Here is a 22251-nt window from a genome sequence, read left to right on the forward strand (position 1 = left end):
TCTATGGAAAATAAAGAAATTATACAAAAAGAATACGACTTATCTCATTTAATCGTAGAAGCTGCTCCTCATCAAAGAAGTGCAGTATCTATTCAAAGAATTATGCTTGATGTTATCATCGCTTTAATTCCTGCTTTGATAGTGAGTGTTTACGAATTCGGAATGAGAAGTTTAGTTTTGGTATTATCAGCAGTTATAGCTTGTGTATTATCAGAATATTGTTATCAAAAAATAATGAAACAACCTTCTACAATTAGCGATTTATCAGCTGTTGTAACAGGTATGCTTTTGGCTTACAACGTTCCAGTTACTTTGCCAATTCCAATGATTGTTATAGGATCGGTATTTTCAATCATAATTGTAAAACAATTATTTGGAGGAATTGGTTCAAACTTCATGAACCCTGCATTAGCAGGACGTGCTTTCTTGATGGCAAGTTGGGCACAAGCAATGAGTAACTACACTGCTCCACTAACACAAAAAGCAGTGGACGCTGAAAGTTATGCGACAGTTTTATCAGGCGGTCAACCAGTTGGTTTTATGAATGCCATCATAGGACACATGGGTGGTACAATCGGGGAAGTAAGTGCAATAGCATTACTTATCGGTGTAGCTTATCTATTATACAGAAGAGTAATCAATCTTAGAATTCCATTAGTTTACATCGCAACAACATTTGTTACATTACTTATTTGTGGCGTAGGAATTCAAGACGCTTTTATGAACATATTTATTGGTGGTTTAATCTTGGGAGCATTCTACATGGCTACAGATTATTCAACTAGTCCAGTTACTCCAAAAGGACAAATTATATTTGCTATTGGTTGTGGTTTCTTCACAGCGATTATAAGACAATTTGGTAACCTTCCAGAAGGTGTATCTTATGCGATAATCTTCATGAACTGTGCTGTACCATTTATCGATCAATATACAGTTCCAACACCAATTGGTAGAGGAGGTAAACAAGGAATATGAGAAGTTCAATAAATTTAGCTATTAGATTGTTCATAATAACAGCAATAAGTGCGTTAGTGCTTGCATTTGCAAACCAAGTTACAGAACCGATTATCGAAGCTAAGAGATTAGAAAATTATAAAAAATCTTTGAAAGTAGCTTTTCCTGAAGCGGAATCTTTTAAACCACTTGATGAAGCAAAAATCAAAGATTTGAAAGCAAAAGACGAAAATTTAGATGACGTACAAGAAGCTATCAAAGGTGGAAAACCTGTAGGTCATGTATACAAAGCAATTGGAGCTGGTGGATATTCAGGAAATGTTGTTTTCGTATTTGGTGTAAACAATGAAAATAAAATCGTTGGATATTCAATTCTTGAATCACAAGAAACTCCAGGAATTGGAAGTAGAATTGGAGATCCAGAATTCGTAAATTCAGTTATTGGAAAATCTATGGAAAAAGAAATATCAGCTGTGAAAAAACCACAAGCTGACAACGAAATTCAAGCTCTAAGTGGTGCAACTTATTCCACTACAGCAGCCAAAAACGCATTGAACGTAGCTCAAAAAGCCAATGCGGGATTAAAATAGGAGGGAAATTATGGAAAAAGGTAAAGCGGCTAAAGTTTTCAAAAGCAGCATTCTTAAGAACAACCCAGTTTTAATCCAATTGGTAGGTTTGTGTTCTGTACTGGGTGTATCAACATCTGTAGAAAATGCAATTGGTATGACTGCGGCGTTCGCGTTTGTTTTGATTTGTTCAAACATAGTAATATCATTACTTAGAAATTTTATTCCGGATAAAGTAAGAATTCCGGCATATATCGTTGTAATCGCAACATTCGTAACATTAGTTTCAATGATGCTTCAAGCATTTGTTCCAGCATTATACAGTTCGTTAGGAGCATTCGTTCCTCTAATCGTTGTAAACTGTATAATCTTAGCGAGAGCCGAATCTTTTGCATCTAAAAATGGTGTATTCTTATCATTGTTAGATGGTATCTCAAATGCATTGGGATATGGTATTGTAATCGTATTGGTTGCATTCATCAGAGAGTTATTAGGCTCAGGAAAAATCTTAGGAAAACTTGTAATAGGAGATATTCCTCCAATTGGTATTATGTCAGCAGCTCCAGGAGCATTCATAGTACTTGGAATATTGTTAGCTACTTACAATTCTTTCTTATCAAGACAAGAAAGAAAGAAGAACAATATGAGAGGTGAAGACTAATGTTAGCAAATGTTTTTAAAATAATAGTTCTTTACTTATTAGTAAACAACTACGTATTTGGTCAATTCTTAGGACTTTGCCCATTGATAGGTGTATCTTCAAAAACAGAAACAGCTATTGGTATGGGTATGGCAGTATTCTTCGTTATCACAATAGCATCTGTCGTTACTTACGTTCTACAAATTCAAATACTAGAAAGATTTCACATTGAATACTTACAAACGATAGTGTTCATATTGGTTATTGCGACATTGGTACAATTCGTAGAAATGGCATTAAAGAAAATGAGTCCAAACTTGTACTCCGCACTTGGTGTGTTCTTGCCTCTTATAACTACAAACTGTATAGTATTGGGTGTTGCATTAGCAAACGTAAAAGAAAAATACAACTTAATTGAAACATTAGCAAGTGCTATCGGTGCTTCACTAGGTTTCATTTTAGCGATAACTTTATTAGCTGCAATCAGAGAAAGAATCGCAATGAACAAAAATATTCCTGAAAGTTTTAAAGGTGTACCAATCGCATTTATTACTATTGGATTAATGGCGATGACATTCTTCGGATTCGGCGGATTGGTATAGGAGGTAATAAATGACAATTTTAACTCCATTTATAATCTTGGGAGCACTAGGAATTTTATTTGCATTGCTTTTGGGTTTTGCATCTAAAAAATTCGAAGTTCAAGTTGATAGAAGAGTACTTAAAGTAAGAGAAATGTTACCTGGCGCAAACTGTGGTGCCTGTGGATTTCCAGGTTGCGATGGACTTGCAGATGCCATCGTAAACAAAGGAGCACCTTGTAATTCTTGTCCAGTTGGTGGAAAAGAAACTGCCGAAAAACTAGCAGCATTCATGGGAGCTGACGCAGTGGATTCTGCAAAGCAAGTTGCATGTGTAATGTGCCAAGGAACTCCAGAATACGCTACTGAAAAATTCAAATACAAAGGTATTATGGATTGTAGAGTTAACCACAATCTTCAAGGTGGAAGCAAAACTTGTCCAGACGGATGTTTGGGTTGCGGAACTTGTGTAGATGTGTGTGACTTCGATGCGATTCACATTGTAAATGGCATTGCATTAGTAGACAAAGAAAAATGTACATCTTGTAAAAAATGTATTGAAATTTGTCCAAGAAATATTATTAAACTTGTTGACTATGATCAAGACGTTTATGTAAGATGTAACAGTCACGATAAAGGTAAAGATGTAAGACAATACTGTAAAGTTGGATGTATTGCTTGTGGAATTTGCGCTAAGATGTGTCCAGATGGATTCAGCGTTGAAGATAACTTAGCTCACTTCAACAATGCTGAAGGATTAGATCCAGAACAAGTTCAAAAAGCAGTAGACAAATGTCCTACAAAAGCTATTTATCCAGGACTAAAAATAAAAGAAGAACAAGCTAAAGCAAAAGCTCAAGAAGCTGCTGTTAAAGAAGCTTAATATTTTACAGACCGTAAATTTTACGGTCTGTTTTTTTGAGATTAATTATTATAAATTTAACGAATAAAAATAACGCAACAATGAAATTGAAAATAAAATTTAATTAAAAGTTTAAAATAAAAAAGTATCGGGTATAATCTTAAGAAGCTAAAATCTATTTGGCTAATAAAATTAAGGAGCAAAGTATGGGAGAATATTTAGTTTTCATAGGAATATTAATTATTGTCGTTGGATTCGCACTAAAACTAGATGTTTTGGGAATAGTTCTCTTGGCAGGTCTTGTTACAGGTCTTGCAGGAGGTCTCGGATTAGCAGGCACTTTGAAAATTATGGGAGAGGGATTTGTCAACAATAGACTGATGAGTTTGTTCTTGATTTCATTCCCTGTTATCGCGATTATGGAACGATACGGACTAAAGGAAAAGGCTAGAGATTTTATATCGAAATTTAAAATGGCTAGTGCAGCGTCTGTTTTATGGATTTATTTATTCATTAGATGGATAGCAGCTGCTTTTTCTTTAAGACTTGGTGGACACGTTCAATTTATACGTCCATTGATTTTACCAATGGCAGAAGGTGCTGCAAGAAAGAAAGTTGATTTGACAGAAGTTAGACTTGATGAATTAAAAGGTCTTGCTGCTGCTGTAGAAAACTATGGTAACTTCTACGGACAAAATATATTTCCATTGGCATCTGGTGTACTTTTAATGCAAACTACTTTAAAAGATGCAGGATTCCCATTGGACACGGCAGAAATAGCTAAATGGTCTATATTTGCAGGTGTTAGTATGTTGATTATTGCACTTATACAATGTGCTGTTTTTGAAATGAAACTTAGAAAGGATATGAAAAATGCTTGATTTTTTTGTAGATAATAAAATAGCTCTTGATGAGATAGCATACATCTTATGTGGAATTATCTGCATAATGACAGGTATCCGTGCAAGACTCAACAAAGAAGCAAAGATTGGTACAATGATTTTCTGGATATTATTGGGAATATTATTTGCCGGTGGAGGATTCTTGGTTAGACATGTAGAATCTGGTGGAATAATCGTAGGTGTTATACTTTTATTATTGGGAGTTTTATCAATTGCAAACCAAATCAAACCGGGAGAATTTAAGGAACTAACAGAAGAAGAAAGAGAGAAAAATGCTGAAAAAGTTGGAGGCAAGATTTTTATTCCGGCTTTAGTAATGGGAATTAGTGCGATGCTTCTATCGCAATTGAAATCATTTAAGATTCCATTGAAAAATTCTGATGCAGTATTCTCATTGTCAGCTGCACAAGTTCTTACTATTTCATCATTATTGGCTTTGATTATTGCGATTATTATTGCAAAACCAAAAGCAAAAGAAACTGCTGAAGACACTACTAAAATGTTGATGCAAGTTGGATCTTCATCATTACTACCACAATTATTAGGTGGTTTGGGGGTTATATTTGCATCTGCAGGAGTAGGCAAGCTAATAGGTAGCTTGGCTTCTGGTATAGTAGGAGATGCGGGAGTATTTGCAGCTGCTGTTGCATATATTGTTGGAATGGTTATATTTACGATGATAATGGGTAATGCATTTGCTGCATTTACTGTTATTACTCTAGGAATTGGTGTTCCTTTATTGATGGCAAAAGGTGCAAATCCTGCTATTGTAGCATCACTTGGTATGACTGCTGGATATTGTGGTACTTTGATGACACCAATGGCAGCAAACTTTAACATAGTTCCAGCTGCAATCTTAGAGATGAAAGATAAAAACGGAGTTATTAAAGCGCAACTTCCAGTTGCTTTAGCTCTAATAGTTGTTCATGTTGTATTATTAATGATATTAGCATTTTAGGAGGTAAATTTATGAAAATTTTAGTTTCAGGTTTTGATCCATTTGGTGGTGAAAAAATCAACCCTGCTATTGAATCAGTTAAGCTATTGCCAGATTCAATTAAAGGAAATGAAATAATCAAAATAGAAATTCCTACAGTTATTGGAAAAAGTGTAGATAAATTAAAAGAAAAGATAAAAGAAGTTAAACCAGATGTTGTAATATCAGTGGGACAAGCTGGTGGACGTGAAGACATCACTGTAGAAAGAGTTGCAATCAATGTTGACGATTGTAGAATTAAGGATAACGAAGGAAACCAACCAATCGACGAAAAAATTGCCGAAGATGGTCCTGATGCGTACTTGTTGACTCTACCAATCAAAGCAATGGTTGAAAACATAAAATCAGCAAACATTCCAGCATCTGTGTCAAACACTGCAGGAACATTCATATGTAACCATGTTGCATACGGAATGGCTCATGTAAGAGCTACTGAATATCCTAATATGAGAACTGGATTTATTCACATTCCATTCTTACCAGAACAAGTTTTGAATAAACCACACACTGCTTCAATGAATTTGGATACAATTGCAAAAGCATTGGAAAAAGCAATTGAAGCTGTAATAGACAATGATGAAGATATCAAAGTTACAGGTGGAAAAACTCATTAAAAATTTTTTGGAAAATCATTAATAGTTTAATTGAAGAACTTCGAAACATTTAAAGTTTCGAGGTTCTTTTTTATTTGCAAATGAATTTTCGTTTTTGTTTAATCTTGAAAAGATACACGATAAAATGATAAACTATAAGGTAGTTTAAAGGAGAAATTTATGACTAAATACGATAAAATTTTGATTGGATTTTTGTTGTGTTTTTCAGCTGTATTGTTTGTGATTTTAAATTATAATAACGTAAACTCACAAGACAAATACGTTTCAATTCAAGTGAATGGAAAAGAAATCAAACAAATTACACTTCCAATCGATCATTATGATTATAAAATTGATAATAAATACGGTCACAATATTGTTCATATTCATGGATACAGCGTTTCAATTACTGAATCCGATTGTCCGGACAAGTTGTGCATGCTAAAAGGAAAGATAGATAAACCAGGGGATGTTATTGTTTGTTTGCCGAACAAATTAGTTGTAGAAATTAAGGCTAACAAGCAAAACAAAGATGATATTGATGTGGTGAATTATTGATGAAAAGATTACATATTCCTATTTTAACGGCAGTTGCATTGGTAGTAAGTTTGATTGAGTCAATGATTCCACTTCCAATCGTAATGCCTGGAGCAAAACTTGGGCTCAGCAACATTGTAATATTGACATGTTTAATTGTTTTTGGATTTAGAGATTCTCTTGTAATAGGAATCTTAAAATCATTTTTACTAATGCTAATCACAGGGGCGGTTATAAGCTTTTTCTATTCATTGGCAGGAGCTGTAAGTTCACTTGTTGTGATGTATTTGGTCAACAAATATTTGAGAAAATATTTTTCGTTGATTGGTGTTAGCTTGTTTGGAGCTTTTATCCACAACTTATCGCAAGTTTTGGTGTGTGCAGTTATGCTGAACAATCTTAGAATTTTGGTTTATTTGCCAATTTTGGTGTTTTTGAGTATATTTACAGGTGTATTTGTTGGACTTACTTCAAATTACCTAACAAATGCACTTTCTAAGCAAAAAAATTATTTGTTTAATAATAGGAGATAACAATGAGAGTTAAGGAAATGAATGAGTCCCTAAGACCCAGAGAAAAAATGAAAATCAATGGTATTTCTTCAATGAGCGATGAAGAATTGATGCAAATCATCTTGAAGACTGGAATCAAAGAAGAAGGAGTAGAAATTCTCTCGAAGAGAGTCATTGATTACATTAACGAAAATGATTACAAGGATTTATGCGTTGAGGAATTAATGAAGATAAAGGGAATTGGGATGGCAAAGGCTACATCAATCTTAGCTGGAATTGAAATAGGAAGAAGACTTTCTTTGAGAAAAGCGATGGATAGTTTCAGTCTGAATGATCCAGATAGCGTTGCAGAGATTTTTTGTAATGAGATTGGAAGTTGCGATGTGGAAAACTTCTATGCACTACTTCTCGATACGAAAAACAGAATTATTTCCAAAGAACTTATTAGCAAGGGTACTATAAATCAATCTATCGTTCATCCTAGAGAAGTTTTTAAATCTGCTATTAAAAAGGGAGCGAATTCGATTATTTTAGTACACAATCATCCGTCAGGCTCACTTATTCCATCAAATGCGGATATTGAAGTTACAAAAAGATTGGATAAGGTAGGAGATTTGGTAGGAATACAAGTGTTAGATCATATTATCGTTAGTTCAAACGATAGTTTGAGTATGAGGAAAGGAATGTATTTTTAAATGAAATTATTTAAATTTCAACAAGAGGGTTTGGGAATTGATTTGGGAACTTCTAATTCCATTATTTCCGATGAAAATGGGAAAATAATAATCAACGAACCTAGCGTTGTTGCTATAGATATAAATAATTATGATATTGTCGCTGTGGGAACTGAAGCGAAAAGTATGATTGGCAAAACTCCAGACAATATCGTGGCGATAAGTCCGATTGAAAACGGCGTTATAGCTGATTTTGAATCGACTGTTAGCATGCTTTCGTATTTTATTAAAAAAGCGAGACCAAATTTTTCGGTTTTCCAACCGGAAGTCTGCGTATCGGTGTCTGCATCTTTGACAGATGTTGAGAGAAGAAGTGTGGAAGATTTGGCGTTAAATGCTGGAGCGAGAAGTGTGAAATTAGTTGAAGAAAATATCGCTTCTCTTAAAGGATTGGGAGTTGATGTTGATGAACCAACGGGACATATTATTTTAAATATTGGCGCCGGTACAATAGAAGCTTCTGTGATTAGTTTGGGTGGAATTGTTACAAGTTACTGCATAAAAAGCGGTGGGGAAGATATTGACCAAGAAATAAAACAAATTTTGAAGAAAAAATTTGGAGTGAATATTGGAATTTCAACGGCAGAAGCTATTAAGTTTAAGATTGCGACATTGAATTCTGACAGGGAAAACAACACTATGATTGTCGGGGGAACTGATGTGATATCCACGATGCCAAAATCTGTTGAGATTAGAGCGAAGGATATTACGCCTGCAATTGTGCCGATAGCAGACATGTGCATTGAAGCATTGAGAAAAGTGTTGGAGAAAACTCCGCCAGATATTGCAAACGACATTATTGCAGAAGGAATCTACATTGTAGGTGGAGTGAGCCTTGTCGACTACATTCACGAATATATTACAAATGTTTTGGGAATTAAAGTGTTGAAAGTGGATAGTCCGATGGATTGCACGGGAATTGGTATTGGCAAATTCTTAAAGAAGGGAGACAAATAATTGGCTAAGTTTGGATATAATAAAAAGCTTAGAAAACAAGTTTTTTTCTTCGTAGTGACTTTGTTTCTCGTATTGACGATTACGATATCAAACCACAACAAAAGCTACATGTCTATCGGAGAAAATGCGATAGGAACAGTGATTACTCCTGTTAACAAAGTTTTTTATGTGATTGGGTCCAAATTCAAAGAATCAGTTCATTATGTTTTTGGAACTAAAAAAATGCGTGAAGATAATAAAAGATTAACTGTTGAAAACGCAAAACTACGAAAAAACGTAGATAATTTGAACAAAGTTATAAGCGATAAGAGATATTTGCAAGAAGAATACGAACTTTTGAGTAAGGATAGAACTATAAAAACAAAAGCTTTCATAACAGGAAAAGATCCCGGAAATATTTTTACTAGATTTAGTATAGATAAAGGTTCGATGGATAAAATCAAAAAAGGTGACATCGTGATTGAGGCTGTTTCTTCAAATGATGGAATCGAGAAAGGTTTGGTTGGAGTTGTAACGGAAGTTGGACTTAACCATAGCAAAGTGGATACTATTATGAACAGCGGAAACAACGTTGGATTTAGGCTTGCAAAAAGCGAAGATGTTGGGATTTTGAACGAAAAAGAAAAAGATATTCTCAAAGGTTACATGTACGATTCTAATGCCGATGTAAAAGTTGGAGATGTTTTGACAACATCGGGACTTGGAGGGGTATATCCTAGAGATATCAAAATCGGAGAAGTAACAGAAGTTATCAAAACAAAGGATAATTTCACCAAAATTGTCAAATGCAAATCCCAAATCAACTTCAACAATATGTACCGCGTTCTTATAGTTGATGGACAAGGAGTGAATTAGATGAACAAATTAAAAATATTTTTGATAGTTTTGTTGGACATCATAATCCAAGCGACACTTCTTTCCAGAATTTCAGTATTCAACGTGTACACAAATATTTCCATACCTATAGTTGTGTTGTTGTCCATTGGATTTGGTGCGTATACAGGCTCGTTAAACGGTATGATAATCGGACTAATTGAAGATGCGATATTCAGTCCAGTTATTGGGGTAAGAGCGTTGATTTATTTTACATCAGGATTTTTGATTGGAAATAGCGAAGCTGGAATTAACAAAGAAGATCCAAGAAGTGGTATGATACTAACATTTTTTGTGACTTTGTATTACACTCTTGTTCATTATTTCGTACTCTACATTACAGGAAATGGATTCAATAAAGCTTATTTAAAAGGACCAATTTTAATCGAAATGATTTTAAATGTTCTATTGTATTATGTTTTGTTCAGATTGTTCAAAAAGATATTTAAATTTCCAAAGTTTAAGTTTATTTGAGGTACAAAATGAAGAAATTTGACAATAAATTTTTGAAAAAACTCGAAAAATACGATAGATTTACTATAATTATTGTGATATTGGCAATAATGATGGCTGTACTTTGTTTGAAATTGATGCATTTGACATTGGTCAAAGGAAGTTATTACAGGGATATTGCCAAAAATAACAGACTTCGTGAAATCAAAATTCCTGCTCCGAGGGGAAATATTTACGACAGAAATGGAGAATTGTTAGCGACGACTAAAAACGTGTATGTTGCTAATTTGTACAAAGATCAAATAAAACAAATGAAAATTGACGATAGTAATGATGCGTTGTTGAATTTGTCGAGGATTTTGGAAAAGGATGGTTCGATGAACACCGAAGATTTTCCGATTGCACTGAACGCTTTTACTTACAGAAATACGGACGATTATTTGAAAGAAGATAAATCGCCATTGGACAAAGTGGCATCAATTGTCATGGATAAAAACATAATGGCAAATCTAATCGACAAGAGCTACACTCAAGAAACTAATCAAGGAATTTACAAGAAAACTGTTCTAGATTATTGCTTGAATGCACTGCGCTCAAAAGGTTTGACGTTGAAATTAAATCGTAAAGATAATACAAAGTTTGATACCAATGACAAAGAGACTGTGAAGTTACTAAAAAAACACGGCTTAAAGGAAACTTCAGATGTAAAATCTGCGATTTCTACGATAATACAAAAAGACAAATCCATTATCAGAAAACTTTTGAATGACAGCGTTATTAGATCGATGGTTTACAATGAATTGGAAAAGGAAAATCTTCAAGATAATATCGTTCTGAAAGATATGGAACTGAAAGACAACCAAAAACTTTTGGAGAAAAAAGTTGAAATGATGAAGTTGTCCAACAAAATTGATTTTAAAACAGAAGCTGCTGACGATTTTGTAAATATTGTAAAAGACAATACGATGGTTGAGCTTTTGAAAAAAGTTGATGTAGAAGATGATAAGAAAACTATCGTGTTGGAAAAAGCGCTGAACTTACTCAAGAAAAACGGAATACAAACAAACGTTGAGTATAGTTTGGATGAAAAAGACAAAAAAAATCCACAAGTTAAGGCTAAGTTTGTCACTGAAAGCAAGAAATCAACAGATCCTTACAAACACGTCGCAGACTTATTAAACTCAAATAATTTGGCGTATAAATTCATCACAGATGATGATATCAAACTTATCGCTCAATCGGTAAACACTGAAAACAACATCAATCCTTCGATTAGTGTCAATGATTGGAAATATATCTACCAAAAAAACATGGAAGATTTCTATAAGAGTTATGACAAGGAAATGAATTCTGATGTTAAGCTTTTGTATGAAGAAATTTTGAAGAAAAATAAATGCGAGAAATTTTCAAAGTATGACGCATACAATATTGTAAGCATATACAATCAATTGAAAAACAAAGGACAAAAAGGATACGAGCCAATTGCTCTAAGTTACAATTTAACAGAGGAATCTGTTAGTAGTATAGAAGAAAAATTTGGTAAAAACCAAGGAATAGAAGTGGCGACTAGACCTGTGAGATATTATCCTAATGGCGAAGAATTGAGTCACGTATTGGGATATATCGGAAAAATTTCTACTGAAAAAGAAATCGAGGAGTATGTCAAACAAAAAGGCTACAGCAAGGATTCTTTGATTGGAAAAACTGGAATAGAAGAAAGCAAAGAAGATGCATTGAAAGGACAAGACGGATCATTAAGGGTTATGGTCGACAGTAAAGGAAATAGAACCGAAACCTTGTCTGAGAAAAAAGCAATTCCGGGAGACAATGTGTATTTGAGTATTGACACTAATGTCCAAAGAGTTGCTGAAGAATCTTTGAAGAAATCTATAAAAGCTGTAAGCACTGGTGGAACTTATGTATCTGAATGGGGCGACAAAACTTTAGCTGGATACAAAAACGCAAAAAGTGGTGCGGCAGTTGCAGTAGATGTTGAGACTGGAGAAATACTTGCAATGGCATCATTCCCATCGTACAATCCAAATTTATTTTCAACGGGAATTTCTCAAACGGATTGGGAAAGTTTACAAGCAGAAGACCCAAAAGATCCAATATCTCCGAGACCATTGTACAATATTCCAATGCAAGCAGCGATGCAACCAGGATCTATTTTTAAACTTAACACCTCACTTGCTGCATTAGAAGGAGGGTTTGATCCTTATCACGAAATAAAATGTGGAGGATACGTCGATGTCGGCGGTTCTATATTCGGTTGTTGGATATGGAATGAGCACAAAGGAACTCACGGCAGTGATAATGTAATGAAAGCACTAAGAGATAGTTGTAACTATTATTTCTATTCTCTAGCACTTGGGAAAGATCAAAGACGTTCCAAAGATTTGGGATATCAATTAAGTATTGATGAATTGGTATCTACTGCGAGAAAACTTGGGCTTGGAAGCAAAACAGGAATTGATATAAATATTCCAGCTGAAAATTCGGGAACTGTTCCAGATCCACAAATAAAAGAAAATAACTTCAAAGCTATATTCAGAAGATTTTTGGAAAAAAATGCAGAAAAATACGTCAAAGAAGGAGAAGTATTTACTCCAAAGGAAATGAAATCAAAAATCGATAAAATAGTTTTGCTTGCAGACGACAAGAATCTTCAAACAAGAACAAATATTATAAAAACATTGGATAGTTTGGGATTTGATCCAGAAAAGAAATTGGATGGAGAGAGAAATTCGTTCTCTGATAAAATAAAATTCGATTATTTGAACCAATCAAAATGGAATATCGGCGATATGTTAAACGTTGTAATTGGTCAAGGACAAAACGCATACACGCCACTTCAAATGGCAAGATATATTTCTGCATTTGCAAATAATGGATATTTGAATAAATTATCACTTGTAAATGAAATAAAATCAAATGATAATTCCACATCGCTATTTAAAAACGCAAAGAAAAGCGAAAGAATCAAATTGAAAAATTACGAAAATTTGGAATATATCAGAAAAGGACTTCACTTGGCTACGACTGAAGGATATGAAAAGAACACATTCAGAAACTTTCCGGTTTCTGCAGGAGTGAAGACAGGAACTGCACAAGTAGGCGTTAATCCAGTTACTGGAGAAACTTATGACAACCATGCATGGATGATTGGATTCGCTCCGGTTGAAAATCCAAAAGTTGCAGTGGTAACAGTCATTATGCAAGGTGGAACGAGCACGAACAACGGGCCAATGACAAGAGATATCATGGCAGAGGCGTTGAAGTTAAAGCACGATAAAGACAAAAAACAAGAAAATACTGAGAGTGAGAATGATATGTATGAAAACAGTACTCGTTAATTCACAATTACAAAAAAAGGCTTTGTTAATACAAAGCCTTTGTAATTTATTAGACGGAAAAATTTTAATAGTAAATTCAGAAAATTCAAGGCAAATCGAATATGCATTGGGAGTGGAGGATTACTGTGTTTATGACACATTGGATGTGTTGAGTCAGGTTGTTGATTATAAGAAATCCATGATAAAAATCAAAGAAGATAAATATATCATACCTTCAACCATAAAACCTGAAAAATATTCTGCGACAAAGGAAGATTACAAAAATTTGCTAGACAATTTATGTGAGTTTGACATTGTAATATTCACAGAAAACATTGGAATAGAATTTGATGAAGAAATAATGTGGGGAAATGAAGAAAAATCTCACGCAAAAAAATTATTTCAAATTTCAGATTCCTCATCCAAAAGAAAATCGGATTACAAATACATTGGGAAATTAGAATTCACAAAGGAATACGAAAAGAAAATCAATTCATATTCAGAAGATGTAGATGAAAAACTAACTGAAATTATCCAAAATTACAAACAAGACAAAGAAGCCAAAATCGGATTTTTCGACAGGATATTCAAAAGATGAAATACCTATTTATTGACAAAAACACTTGGGGTTACTACGATGATGAGCTGAAATTATTGGGAGATTACGACAGTGAGCTGGGTAACATTTATGTCGCTAAAATCACAAAATACGACAAGAAACTCGACGCATTTTTTATAGAATACGATAAAAAGAAAACTGGATTTCTCAATAATACATCATTTACACAAGATTTGAAACCTTCAGATGAAATACTGGTTCAAATGACAAAAGAATCAATTGGCGATAAATACCCCAAATTCACAACGAAAATTACGATTGAAACTGAAAATTTGAAATACACAAATGGCGACAAATTAACATTTGAAGGAAAACAAAAATACAAAGATATCGATGATTTCAAACAAAAATACACATTCACAGGAATTGTGGGAGAAAATTTCTTCAAACAAGAAAAAGCACAACAAGAAAAAGAAATGAATTTTATTTTAAATAATTTACATTACATTGAAACAGAGAAGAAATTTCTACCAATTCCTAAACTTTTGTACAAGAAAAATCCTGTGGACAAAATAATTCAAGAAGAAAATGTAGATTATCTGATTACTAATGACAAAATTGTTTACAGACAGTACAAAGAAATTTTGAATGTAAAATTTGATGAAAATTACAATTATAACTATGATAATTTGATAAGTCGTGATATAATAGATAAAAATTCAGAAATAATAAAACTGGACAATAACGCAGAAATTGTCATCCAGAAAACTGAAGCAATGTGGGTTGTGGATGTGAATTCTTCCCAAATGATTGTTGGTGAAAATTATTTCCACGAACTTAACACAAAAGCTTTGAAGAAAATCCATCAAATGATGTATTTGAAGAAAATGGTGGGAATGGTTATCGTTGATTGTGTCAGAGAAGGTGACAACAAAAAGTTATCAGATTTTATTAAATATGAATTTTGTGAACCGAATATAAATTTTCATGGATTTAGCAATTTGAATCTATTAGAATTCACAGTAAAACTTGACAAATAAATCAAATTACTGTACAATTATTTGGTGTGTAACCGCTCGAATCGGGTTTTCAAACTTTAAAAGTACCTTGATTTGGCGAGTCTTAAAAATGAGGAGGTGCACTAAATGTTCGCAATTATTAAAACTGGTGGAAAACAATACAAAGTTTCTGAAGGAGATATCATTAAAGTTGAAAAAATCGAAGCTGAAGCAGGCGATAAAATCGAATTTGATCAAGTATTAATGGTAGCTGGAGACGATGTTAAAGTTGGAAGCCCTGTAGTAGAAGGAGCTAAGGTTTCAGCTGAAGTTTTGGATCAAAAGAAAGACAAGAAAATTGTTATTTTCAAATTCAAAGCTAAGAAAAACTACAGAAAGAAAAAAGGTCACAGACAACCATATACATTAGTTAAAATCGAAAAAATTGATGCTTAATGGTAACTGTCGATATTTTTAGAAAAGACGGAAAATTTGTAAAAGTCAAATCAACAGGTCACGCTGATCATGGATCCTATGGAAATGATGTTGTGTGCAGTGCTATCAGTGTTTATCTGATTAATACTGTGAACACATTTACTGAAATACTTAAGCTTGGCTGTGATAAGTTGAAATTTCATTTTGAAAGCGGAGATGCTTCATTTGAAATAAATTATGACTTACTAAATGAGACTGAAATGATTCAGGTGGATATTTTGATGAAATCACTGTTATTCGCGCTTGAATCAATACGAAACGAAAATATAAAACACTTGAAAATTAACTATCGGGAGGTGTAATGATGATAAAATTAGATTTACAATTATTCTCTAGTAAAAAGGGAGTAAGTTCTACTAAGAACGGTCGTGATTCCGAATCCAAAAGATTAGGAACTAAAAAAGGTGACGGCCAATACGTTCTAGCTGGTAACATATTAGTTAGACAAAGAGGAACAAAAATACATCCAGGCAACAATGTTGGAAAGGGTGGAGACGATACACTTTTCACTAAAATTGACGGAGTAGTTAAGTTCGAAAGAATTGGTAAAAACAGAAAACAAGTTTCTGTATATCCAAAAGAAGCTTAATTTTTTAGCAACACCTTTGTTATGATTATAAATCGGATTTCCTTTTTATAATCGTAAGGTGTTGCTTTTTTAGTGGAAAATAATGTAAACTTACAAGTATAGTGGGCATTAATAAAGAGGTGAAAAATGTTTATAGATGTAGCAAAGATAGAACTTAAAGCTGGAAAAGGTGGAGACGGTTCTGTTGCATTTAGAAGAGAAAAATACGAACCATCAGGTGGTCCTGCAGGTGGCGACGGCGGAGATGGCGGTAGTATTATAATTGTCGGAGACAAAGACATTAAAACTTTGATGGATTACAGTTATCGATCCATTTACAAAGCTGAAAGTGGCGGCGACGGCAGAAATAAAAAACAATTTGGTAAAAAAGGTGAAGATTTAATTCTTAAAGTTCCAGTTGGGACTTTGGTTAAAGATTACGATACAGATACGGTTATCTACGATGTAAAACACGATAAGGAAGAGTTTGTAATTTGCAAAGGTGGCAAAGGCGGAAAGGGAAATGTTCATTTCAAATCATCTATAAGACAAGCACCAAGATTTGCAGAGCCTGGAGAAAAAGGCGAAGAAAAAACAATTAAGTTAGAATTGAAACTTCTAGCTGATGTTGGATTAATTGGTCTTCCTAACGTTGGGAAATCTACACTGTTGTCTATAATGTCAAACGCAAGACCTAAAATTGCAAATTATCATTTTACAACACTTGAGCCAAATCTTGGAGTGTGCAAAGTTGGAGAAAAAAGTTTCGTACTTGCAGATATTCCTGGGTTAATTGAAGGAGCAAGTGAAGGGCTGGGACTTGGTCATGATTTCTTGAAACACATTGAAAGAACTAAAATTTTAGTTCACGTGTTGGATATTTCAGGAAGTGAAGGTAGAAATCCAATCGAAGATTTTGAACTTATCAATAGTGAATTGTCTTCATACAATATCAAATTGAATGATAAAAAAATGCTTGTGGTTTTGAATAAAACAGACCTAGGAGCAGAAGATAATATAAAAGAATTTAGGGAAAAATATTCTGACAAAGTTGATGAAATCGTAGAGATAAGTGCTGCTACAACTGAAAATGTAGACAAGCTTATGTATTTGATTGCAGATACTTTGGACAGTATAGAAGATGATTATTCTACATTGGATGAACAATACGTTTACTTTGAAGAAGAAAAAGAGCCTGATTTCAAAGTTAGAAGAGAAAACGAAAACTACATCGTAGAAGGTCCGTTGATTGAAAACTTAATTTACAGAACAAACTTTGAAGTGTATGAATCTGTTAATCACTTGCAAAAAGTTCTTGAAGACAAGGGAGTTATCCAACAATTAAAAGATCTTGGAATTCAAGATGGAGACAACGTAGTTATCGGTGATGTAGAATTTGATTTTTACGAATAGGAGATAAAATGATAACACCAAAACAAAGAGCAAAATTAAAAAAGATTTCTCATGGTTACAAACCACTTGTAAACATCGGTAAAGGTGGAATTTCAGAAAATACTTTGAAACAAATCGATGATACTTTGAACAAAAGAGAAGTTATGAAGATAAAAATCCTTAACAATAATTTGGATGATAGGGATATGTTAATAGATGAAATATTGACAAAACTTGACTGTGAATTTGTTAGATATATGGGAAATATTCTAACAATTTACAGAGAATCTGAAAACAAGGTAATAGATTTAGATGATTAAAGTCGGAATAATGGGTGGGACTTTTGATCCCATTCATATAGGACATTTAATATTAGCCATGGAAGCTATTAACTACAAAAATTTGGACGAAGTTTGGTTTATTCCTACCGGTAATCCGAATTTTAAACAAGATAAAAATGTCACAGACAAGAAAAAAAGATTTGAAATGGTGAAAATTGCCACACAGGACAACGACAAGTTTAAAGTATGTGATTATGAAATTAACAAAAATGATGTAACATATTCATGGGAAACTATGAAATATTTGAGAGAAAATTACGATCATGATTTTTATTTTATAATGGGCGAGGATTCGCTGATGAGTGTGGAAACTTGGGAAAATGCAGAAGATTTTTTGAAAAATACTAAGATTTTGGCTTGTATTAGAAGACAAGAAGAAATGTCAAAACTAGATGTAAAAATCGATGATTTAAAATCGAAAGGATATTTTGTGGAGAAAATTCCTTCGAGCTTTATAGATATTTCTTCTACAAAAATCAGAGAAAAAGTGCAATCAAATCAAGATTTTAGATATTTCGTACCAAATCAAGTTTTTGAATATATTGTGAGAAACAAGTTATATGAAAGTTAAAGAAATAGAAAACAATTTGAGCAAAATGCTCAAAAAAACTAGATATGAACACGTTTTGAGAGTAAGAGACAAAGCTATTGAATTAGCAAAACTTCACAATCAAGACGTTATAAAAATAGAATTAGCGGCACTTCTTCACGACTGTGCAAAAAACAACGAAAACATGTATTTGGATAAGTACAAGAAGGAATTTGAAGAGCTTAGAAATTTACGACAAAACGATCCTGATATGGAAAATCCAAAGTTGTTGCATTGTTATTTGGGTAGAATTGTAGCTAACAAAGAATATGGTGTGAATGATCAAGAGATTTTGGATGCGATAGAATTTCACACAACTGGAAGAATTAACATGACTGATTTCGAAAAAATAATTTACTTGGCCGATAAGACTGAAGATAAGAGAGATTATGATGGCGTTGATGAAATCAGAAAATTATCCAAAATAAATTTGAATAAAGCAATTGTCAAATCACTAGATGATACGATAAAATATCTTATAGAAGGTGAAAGAGAAATATCTGTCACTAGTGTGAATGTCAGAAATTATTTATTGAAGGGAGTATAGATGACTGAATTAGAGTTAGTTCAAAAAGCGATAGACGATAAAATCGGAAAAGACATTGTAACTTTGAAATTAGATTCAGCTGTTGCGGATTATTTTGTTATTGCAACTGCCAATGCACCAAACCACGCTCAATCTATTATTGATGAAGTGGAAAAAGTGTGCGATGAAAATGGTTTTGAGATTTTAGGAAAAGAAGGTTACAGCGAAGGTAACTGGATTTTGCTAGATCTTAATGATATTATAGTACATGTATTTACAGAAGAAGCACGTTCTTTCTACGATATAGAAAGATTGTGGAATTAGGAGGACAGTATGAAATTTTTACATTCAGACAAAGCACCTGCTGCAATTGGACCATATTCACAAGCAACATCTGCTAACAAAACAATTTATGTATCAGGACAACTTCCAATAGTTGATGGAGAATTACAAACTGATATAAGAAAAGCTACAAAAGCATCACTAGATAATATTTTACATATTATCGAATCTGAAGGCGGCAAAGTAGAAAACATCGCAAGAGTTGGCGTGTTCATGCAAGATTTATCACAATTTTCTGATATGAACGAAGTTTATGCAGAATTTTTTGGAGATCACAAACCAGCAAGAAGTGCAGTTCAAGTTGCAGCTCTTCCAAAAGGAGCTATAATCGAAATAGAAGCAATTGCTGAATTAGATTAAGAAATCTTCCTCTGAGTAAAATTACTCAGGGGATTTTTTTTTGTAAAATTTTAATTTTGAAAAAATCTTTTAAAATTATTTGAAAAATTTTCTTGATTTGTTCTGAATGTCAACAATATTCAAAATTGATACCATTTTGTAACTTTTTATGTTATTATGTATGTATATTAGGAGGTTGTATCTATGAAGAACTTAAAAGATATTGCTAAAGTATCGTTTGTAGCATTGTCTGTGTCATTAATGATCTCTACAGGATCAATGGCTCAAACAGAAAACGATAAAAAAGATGTAGAAAACGAACTTAGTTCTAGATATACATCTATTAGCACACATAATCAAAGTAAGTTGACTAAGAAAGCTAAATTGGGATACGCTAACATTAACGACTTACAAAATCAAAAAAAAGAAAATGATAGTAATTTGAATCTCACAGATACAAAAGATTCAAATTATGAAATAGAAAATAAGGAAGAAAAGGAAAATTCATCTTCTGAAAAAGATAATGAAGTAGAAGCTGAAAAAGATGCAGAAGGAGGCTTAGAAGTTTCGCCAATCAAAGCTGATGAATCTGTATCAAAGGAAAATTCAGAACAACAAGTTTCTGAAGAAGCTGATGGAAAAGAAGCGCAAGATGAAGAAGTCAAGGCTTTAAATTCTTCAGGACAAATCGTTCCTACTAGAATTGCAGGTAAAAACAGATATGAATCTGCTGCACAAATTTCAAGAGAACAATTCACTAATGCAAAGAAAGTTATCGTTGTGAACTCACAAAAATACGCAGATGCATTGAGTGCTACAACTTTGTCTGATGGAAGATATTCTATTTTGTATACAGAAAAAGATTCTCTTCCAACAGCTACAAGAAATGAAATTCAAAGACTTAACCCAATAGAAGTATATCTTCTTGGTGGAAAACAATCCATTAGTGATGGAATTGAAAATATATTGAAAAAATATGCAAATAAAGTTACTAGAATTGCTGGTAAAGACAGATATGAAACAAGCGCAAAGGTTGCAGCTATGAGCAATAAAAAGAACATCGTTATTGCAAGTGGTGAAAACTTCAGCGACCCACTTTACGCATCATCTTATGCTTACTCAAATAATGCTAAGATTTTGTTGAGTTCTGGAAAAACTTTGTCAAGAGAAACTAGAGATTATTTGCTAAGAAATAAATCCAAAATTGGAAATGTGACAGTTGTTGGTGGTGGCAAATCCATCTCATCTTCTACAGTTAGATATATTCAATCAGTAACTGGGAAAAATGTCGGAAGAATTAGTGGAAGAAACAGATACGAAGGATCTGTAAAAGTTGCTAATTCTATGAACAAGAGCAAGGTGTTCATAGCAAGTGGCGAAGATTTTGCAGATGCATTGGCTATAAGTCCGTTAGCTCAAAAGCTAAATGCACCGATTTTATTGAGTGCAAAAGGTAAATTAGACACAAGTGTAATTGCATTTTTGAATAATTTCAAGAATTCAATCAAGGATGTATTTATTGTTGGTGGTTATAGAACAATTGATAACAACGTGTATGGTACTGTTCAAAATGTTTTGAAAAAACAAATTGCAAAACCAAAACCACAACCAAAACCACAAGTAAAGCCACAAGCAAAACCAAAACCAAAACCACCAGTTGTCAAAGATGAAGTATCAGATATAATTGAAGAAGATAAGGCCATAGGATTACACGATTTCGTAGTTGCAAAGCGTTCTACAACTCTTTACGATGCTGCAGATAGTTCTGCAAAATCTGTAAGAAATATCAACACTTCAACTGTTATGCAAGTTATAAATATTTTAGATAATGGATGGATGCAATTGGATATAAATGGGTTCAAAGGATATGCAAAAGTATCTGATTTTGGAATGTTCAACCCTAACAAATATAGATTAGTATTCCAACAAGGAGCAGACCTTTCAAAATTCAACCGCTATGTAGATATGAGATTAGCTAAGAAAAACGGAATGGATTTCGTAATATTAAAAGCAGGTTCTGGTTACAGTGGAGAAGATCCAAAATTCCAACAAAATTACAACAATGCAAAAGCTGCTGGATTGAATGTTGGGGCATATTGGTACTCATACGCAGTAAATGTTGAAGAAGCTAAGGAAGAAGCTGTAAGATATATGAAGATATTGGGCAAGAAACAATTTGAATACCCAGTATATTTGGATTTTGAAGATCCTTCACAACGAAAAATTCCTAAGGAAACAAAAACGGATATGGCAATTGCCTTCATGAGTATTCTCGAAAAGAATGGATTCTACACTGGATTGTACAGTTCAGGATCTTGGATTAACAATCAATTTGAAAGAGAAAGATTGAAAGATTACGATATTTGGATTGCACATTGGCACGTTACAAATCCTAACTGCTACACACCTGATTATGGAATGTGGCAATTCACAAATAAATCAAAAATAAAAGGCGTTCCAGATACTGGAGAAGGCGGAGTAGACATGAACTATTCCTATAAAAACTATCCAAAGATTATCAAAGATGCCAAACTAAATAATTTTTAAATTAGAGCTCTGAAAAGAGCTCTTTTTGAATGTGTATAATTTACAAAAAATATGGT

The 22251-nt window shown here is 33.3% G+C and carries 27 protein-coding genes and 1 other annotated feature; all 27 genes read left to right on the forward strand.

From position 1 onward, the window contains the following. Window positions 1-3 precede the first annotated feature (3 nt). The 27 genes from FMG_RS01855 to FMG_RS01985 all read left to right on the forward strand — a co-directional run bounded on the left by FMG_RS01855 (window position 4) and on the right by FMG_RS01985 (window position 22195). Entirely contained in the window at window positions 4-975 is a 972-nt protein-coding gene (locus tag FMG_RS01855; RefSeq protein ID WP_012290348.1) for an RnfABCDGE type electron transport complex subunit D, read from the forward strand. Beyond that, window positions 972-1544, forward strand: a complete 573-nt coding sequence (locus FMG_RS01860; protein ID WP_012290349.1) for an FMN-binding protein — start codon at window positions 972-974, stop codon at window positions 1542-1544. The genes FMG_RS01855 and FMG_RS01860 overlap by 4 nt, the downstream gene beginning before the upstream one ends. A gap of 10 nt (window positions 1545-1554) precedes the next feature. Beyond that, window positions 1555-2184 carry an electron transport complex subunit RsxE gene (gene rsxE / locus FMG_RS01865; protein ID WP_012290350.1) on the forward strand — a complete coding sequence of 210 codons (630 nt, stop codon included), beginning with the start codon at window positions 1555-1557 and terminating at the stop codon, window positions 2182-2184. Then, window positions 2184-2765 carry an electron transport complex protein RnfA gene (locus FMG_RS01870; protein ID WP_002840564.1) on the forward strand — a complete coding sequence of 194 codons (582 nt, stop codon included), beginning with the start codon at window positions 2184-2186 and terminating at the stop codon, window positions 2763-2765. The genes rsxE and FMG_RS01870 overlap by 1 nt, the downstream gene beginning before the upstream one ends. Window positions 2766-2775: 10 nt before the next feature. Further along, the gene (locus FMG_RS01875) at window positions 2776-3627 is read left to right on the forward strand and encodes an RnfABCDGE type electron transport complex subunit B (RefSeq protein ID WP_002838775.1); all 852 of its coding nucleotides are present in this window, start codon (window positions 2776-2778) and stop codon (window positions 3625-3627) included. A gap of 185 nt (window positions 3628-3812) precedes the next feature. Further along, window positions 3813-4487, forward strand: a complete 675-nt coding sequence (locus FMG_RS01880) for a DUF969 domain-containing protein (protein WP_041250581.1) — start codon at window positions 3813-3815, stop codon at window positions 4485-4487. Further along, a complete protein-coding gene (locus FMG_RS01885; RefSeq protein ID WP_012290352.1) occupies window positions 4480-5466 on the forward strand; it encodes a DUF979 domain-containing protein in 987 nt (328 codons plus the stop codon). Before FMG_RS01880 ends, FMG_RS01885 begins: the two co-directional genes overlap by 8 nt. Window positions 5467-5477: 11 nt before the next feature. Continuing rightward, window positions 5478-6119: a pyroglutamyl-peptidase I gene (gene pcp / locus FMG_RS01890; protein ID WP_012290353.1), complete on the forward strand. Its 642-nt coding sequence runs from the start codon at window positions 5478-5480 to the stop codon at window positions 6117-6119. A 159-nt stretch (window positions 6120-6278) separates the two neighbouring features. Continuing rightward, window positions 6279-6656 (forward strand): NusG domain II-containing protein, encoded by a 378-nt coding sequence (locus FMG_RS01895; RefSeq protein WP_002841378.1) that lies wholly within the window; start codon window positions 6279-6281, stop codon window positions 6654-6656. Beyond that, window positions 6656-7168: a Gx transporter family protein gene (locus tag FMG_RS01900; RefSeq protein ID WP_002838819.1), complete on the forward strand. Its 513-nt coding sequence runs from the start codon at window positions 6656-6658 to the stop codon at window positions 7166-7168. The genes FMG_RS01895 and FMG_RS01900 overlap by 1 nt, the downstream gene beginning before the upstream one ends. A 2-nt stretch (window positions 7169-7170) precedes the next feature. Continuing rightward, entirely contained in the window at window positions 7171-7842 is a 672-nt protein-coding gene (gene radC, locus FMG_RS01905) for a RadC family protein (protein WP_012290355.1), read from the forward strand. Further along, entirely contained in the window at window positions 7843-8838 is a 996-nt protein-coding gene (locus FMG_RS01910; RefSeq protein WP_012290356.1) for a rod shape-determining protein, read from the forward strand. Then, entirely contained in the window at window positions 8839-9693 is an 855-nt protein-coding gene (gene mreC, locus FMG_RS01915; RefSeq protein WP_012290357.1) for a rod shape-determining protein MreC, read from the forward strand. Further along, the gene (gene mreD, locus FMG_RS01920) at window positions 9694-10185 is read left to right on the forward strand and encodes a rod shape-determining protein MreD (protein WP_002840546.1); all 492 of its coding nucleotides are present in this window, start codon (window positions 9694-9696) and stop codon (window positions 10183-10185) included. A gap of 8 nt (window positions 10186-10193) precedes the next feature. Then, window positions 10194-13520, forward strand: a complete 3327-nt coding sequence (locus FMG_RS01925; protein WP_012290358.1) for a penicillin-binding transpeptidase domain-containing protein — start codon at window positions 10194-10196, stop codon at window positions 13518-13520. After that, window positions 13501-14097, forward strand: a complete 597-nt coding sequence (locus FMG_RS01930) for a hypothetical protein (protein WP_041250645.1) — start codon at window positions 13501-13503, stop codon at window positions 14095-14097. The genes FMG_RS01925 and FMG_RS01930 overlap by 20 nt, the downstream gene beginning before the upstream one ends. Continuing rightward, window positions 14094-15098, forward strand: coding sequence for a ribonuclease E/G (locus tag FMG_RS01935; RefSeq protein ID WP_012290360.1), 1005 nt, complete (start codon window positions 14094-14096; stop codon window positions 15096-15098). Before FMG_RS01930 ends, FMG_RS01935 begins: the two co-directional genes overlap by 4 nt. A 20-nt stretch (window positions 15099-15118) precedes the next feature. Further along, window positions 15119-15191: a sequence feature (ribosomal protein L21 leader region), on the forward strand. A 12-nt stretch (window positions 15192-15203) separates the two neighbouring features. Then, complete coding sequence (gene rplU / locus FMG_RS01940) at window positions 15204-15512, forward strand: 50S ribosomal protein L21 (RefSeq protein WP_002838776.1); 309 nt, start codon at window positions 15204-15206, stop codon at window positions 15510-15512. Continuing rightward, the gene (locus FMG_RS01945; RefSeq protein ID WP_041250582.1) at window positions 15512-15853 is read left to right on the forward strand and encodes a ribosomal-processing cysteine protease Prp; all 342 of its coding nucleotides are present in this window, start codon (window positions 15512-15514) and stop codon (window positions 15851-15853) included. The genes rplU and FMG_RS01945 overlap by 1 nt, the downstream gene beginning before the upstream one ends. Before the next feature lie 2 nt (window positions 15854-15855). Then, window positions 15856-16140, forward strand: a complete 285-nt coding sequence (rpmA, locus tag FMG_RS01950) for a 50S ribosomal protein L27 (RefSeq protein WP_035109683.1) — start codon at window positions 15856-15858, stop codon at window positions 16138-16140. A gap of 126 nt (window positions 16141-16266) precedes the next feature. Beyond that, window positions 16267-17532, forward strand: coding sequence for a GTPase ObgE (gene obgE / locus FMG_RS01955; protein WP_002840549.1), 1266 nt, complete (start codon window positions 16267-16269; stop codon window positions 17530-17532). An 8-nt stretch (window positions 17533-17540) separates the two neighbouring features. Then, complete coding sequence (locus tag FMG_RS01960; RefSeq protein WP_002835523.1) at window positions 17541-17831, forward strand: YhbY family RNA-binding protein; 291 nt, start codon at window positions 17541-17543, stop codon at window positions 17829-17831. Next, window positions 17824-18423, forward strand: a complete 600-nt coding sequence (nadD, locus tag FMG_RS01965; protein WP_012290362.1) for a nicotinate-nucleotide adenylyltransferase — start codon at window positions 17824-17826, stop codon at window positions 18421-18423. The genes FMG_RS01960 and nadD overlap by 8 nt, the downstream gene beginning before the upstream one ends. Next, on the forward strand, window positions 18413-18988 hold the full coding sequence (gene yqeK / locus FMG_RS01970; RefSeq protein WP_012290363.1) for a bis(5'-nucleosyl)-tetraphosphatase (symmetrical) YqeK: 576 nt from the start codon (window positions 18413-18415) through the stop codon (window positions 18986-18988). Before nadD ends, yqeK begins: the two co-directional genes overlap by 11 nt. Next, window positions 18989-19291 (forward strand): ribosome silencing factor, encoded by a 303-nt coding sequence (gene rsfS / locus FMG_RS01975; RefSeq protein WP_002835520.1) that lies wholly within the window; start codon window positions 18989-18991, stop codon window positions 19289-19291. A gap of 9 nt (window positions 19292-19300) precedes the next feature. Continuing rightward, window positions 19301-19669, forward strand: a complete 369-nt coding sequence (locus FMG_RS01980) for a RidA family protein (RefSeq protein ID WP_002838830.1) — start codon at window positions 19301-19303, stop codon at window positions 19667-19669. A gap of 183 nt (window positions 19670-19852) precedes the next feature. Beyond that, window positions 19853-22195 (forward strand): cell wall-binding repeat-containing protein, encoded by a 2343-nt coding sequence (locus FMG_RS01985; RefSeq protein WP_012290364.1) that lies wholly within the window; start codon window positions 19853-19855, stop codon window positions 22193-22195. Window positions 22196-22251 lie beyond the last annotated feature (56 nt).

Origin of the sequence: Finegoldia magna ATCC 29328 (assembly GCF_000010185.1) — a bacterium.
Classification (GTDB): domain Bacteria; phylum Bacillota; class Clostridia; order Tissierellales; family Peptoniphilaceae; genus Finegoldia; species Finegoldia magna_H.

Excerpts from the sequence above, each read along its gene's own strand:
- rsfS (WP_002835520.1), top strand. The coding sequence starts at position 18,989 with ATGACTGAATTAGAGTTAGTTCAAAAAGCGATAGACGATAAAATCGGA.
- radC (WP_012290355.1), top strand. The coding sequence starts at position 7,171 with ATGAGAGTTAAGGAAATGAATGAGTCCCTAAGACCCAGAGAAAAAATG.
- rsxE (WP_012290350.1), top strand. The coding sequence starts at position 1,555 with ATGGAAAAAGGTAAAGCGGCTAAAGTTTTCAAAAGCAGCATTCTTAAG.
- FMG_RS01875 (WP_002838775.1), top strand. The coding sequence starts at position 2,776 with ATGACAATTTTAACTCCATTTATAATCTTGGGAGCACTAGGAATTTTA.
- yqeK (WP_012290363.1), top strand. The coding sequence starts at position 18,413 with ATGAAAGTTAAAGAAATAGAAAACAATTTGAGCAAAATGCTCAAAAAA.
- obgE (WP_002840549.1), top strand. The coding sequence starts at position 16,267 with ATGTTTATAGATGTAGCAAAGATAGAACTTAAAGCTGGAAAAGGTGGA.
- FMG_RS01860 (WP_012290349.1), top strand. The coding sequence starts at position 972 with ATGAGAAGTTCAATAAATTTAGCTATTAGATTGTTCATAATAACAGCA.
- rplU (WP_002838776.1), top strand. The coding sequence starts at position 15,204 with ATGTTCGCAATTATTAAAACTGGTGGAAAACAATACAAAGTTTCTGAA.
- rpmA (WP_035109683.1), top strand. The coding sequence starts at position 15,856 with ATGATAAAATTAGATTTACAATTATTCTCTAGTAAAAAGGGAGTAAGT.
- FMG_RS01910 (WP_012290356.1), top strand. The coding sequence starts at position 7,843 with ATGAAATTATTTAAATTTCAACAAGAGGGTTTGGGAATTGATTTGGGA.
- FMG_RS01900 (WP_002838819.1), top strand. The coding sequence starts at position 6,656 with ATGAAAAGATTACATATTCCTATTTTAACGGCAGTTGCATTGGTAGTA.
- FMG_RS01985 (WP_012290364.1), top strand. The coding sequence starts at position 19,853 with ATGAAGAACTTAAAAGATATTGCTAAAGTATCGTTTGTAGCATTGTCT.
- FMG_RS01885 (WP_012290352.1), top strand. The coding sequence starts at position 4,480 with ATGCTTGATTTTTTTGTAGATAATAAAATAGCTCTTGATGAGATAGCA.
- FMG_RS01880 (WP_041250581.1), top strand. The coding sequence starts at position 3,813 with ATGGGAGAATATTTAGTTTTCATAGGAATATTAATTATTGTCGTTGGA.
- FMG_RS01870 (WP_002840564.1), top strand. The coding sequence starts at position 2,184 with ATGTTAGCAAATGTTTTTAAAATAATAGTTCTTTACTTATTAGTAAAC.
- pcp (WP_012290353.1), top strand. The coding sequence starts at position 5,478 with ATGAAAATTTTAGTTTCAGGTTTTGATCCATTTGGTGGTGAAAAAATC.
- mreD (WP_002840546.1), top strand. The coding sequence starts at position 9,694 with ATGAACAAATTAAAAATATTTTTGATAGTTTTGTTGGACATCATAATC.
- nadD (WP_012290362.1), top strand. The coding sequence starts at position 17,824 with ATGATTAAAGTCGGAATAATGGGTGGGACTTTTGATCCCATTCATATA.
- FMG_RS01925 (WP_012290358.1), top strand. The coding sequence starts at position 10,194 with ATGAAGAAATTTGACAATAAATTTTTGAAAAAACTCGAAAAATACGAT.
- FMG_RS01930 (WP_041250645.1), top strand. The coding sequence starts at position 13,501 with ATGAAAACAGTACTCGTTAATTCACAATTACAAAAAAAGGCTTTGTTA.
- FMG_RS01980 (WP_002838830.1), top strand. The coding sequence starts at position 19,301 with ATGAAATTTTTACATTCAGACAAAGCACCTGCTGCAATTGGACCATAT.
- FMG_RS01945 (WP_041250582.1), top strand. The coding sequence starts at position 15,512 with ATGGTAACTGTCGATATTTTTAGAAAAGACGGAAAATTTGTAAAAGTC.
- FMG_RS01960 (WP_002835523.1), top strand. The coding sequence starts at position 17,541 with ATGATAACACCAAAACAAAGAGCAAAATTAAAAAAGATTTCTCATGGT.
- FMG_RS01855 (WP_012290348.1), top strand. The coding sequence starts at position 4 with ATGGAAAATAAAGAAATTATACAAAAAGAATACGACTTATCTCATTTA.
- FMG_RS01895 (WP_002841378.1), top strand. The coding sequence starts at position 6,279 with ATGACTAAATACGATAAAATTTTGATTGGATTTTTGTTGTGTTTTTCA.
- FMG_RS01935 (WP_012290360.1), top strand. The coding sequence starts at position 14,094 with ATGAAATACCTATTTATTGACAAAAACACTTGGGGTTACTACGATGAT.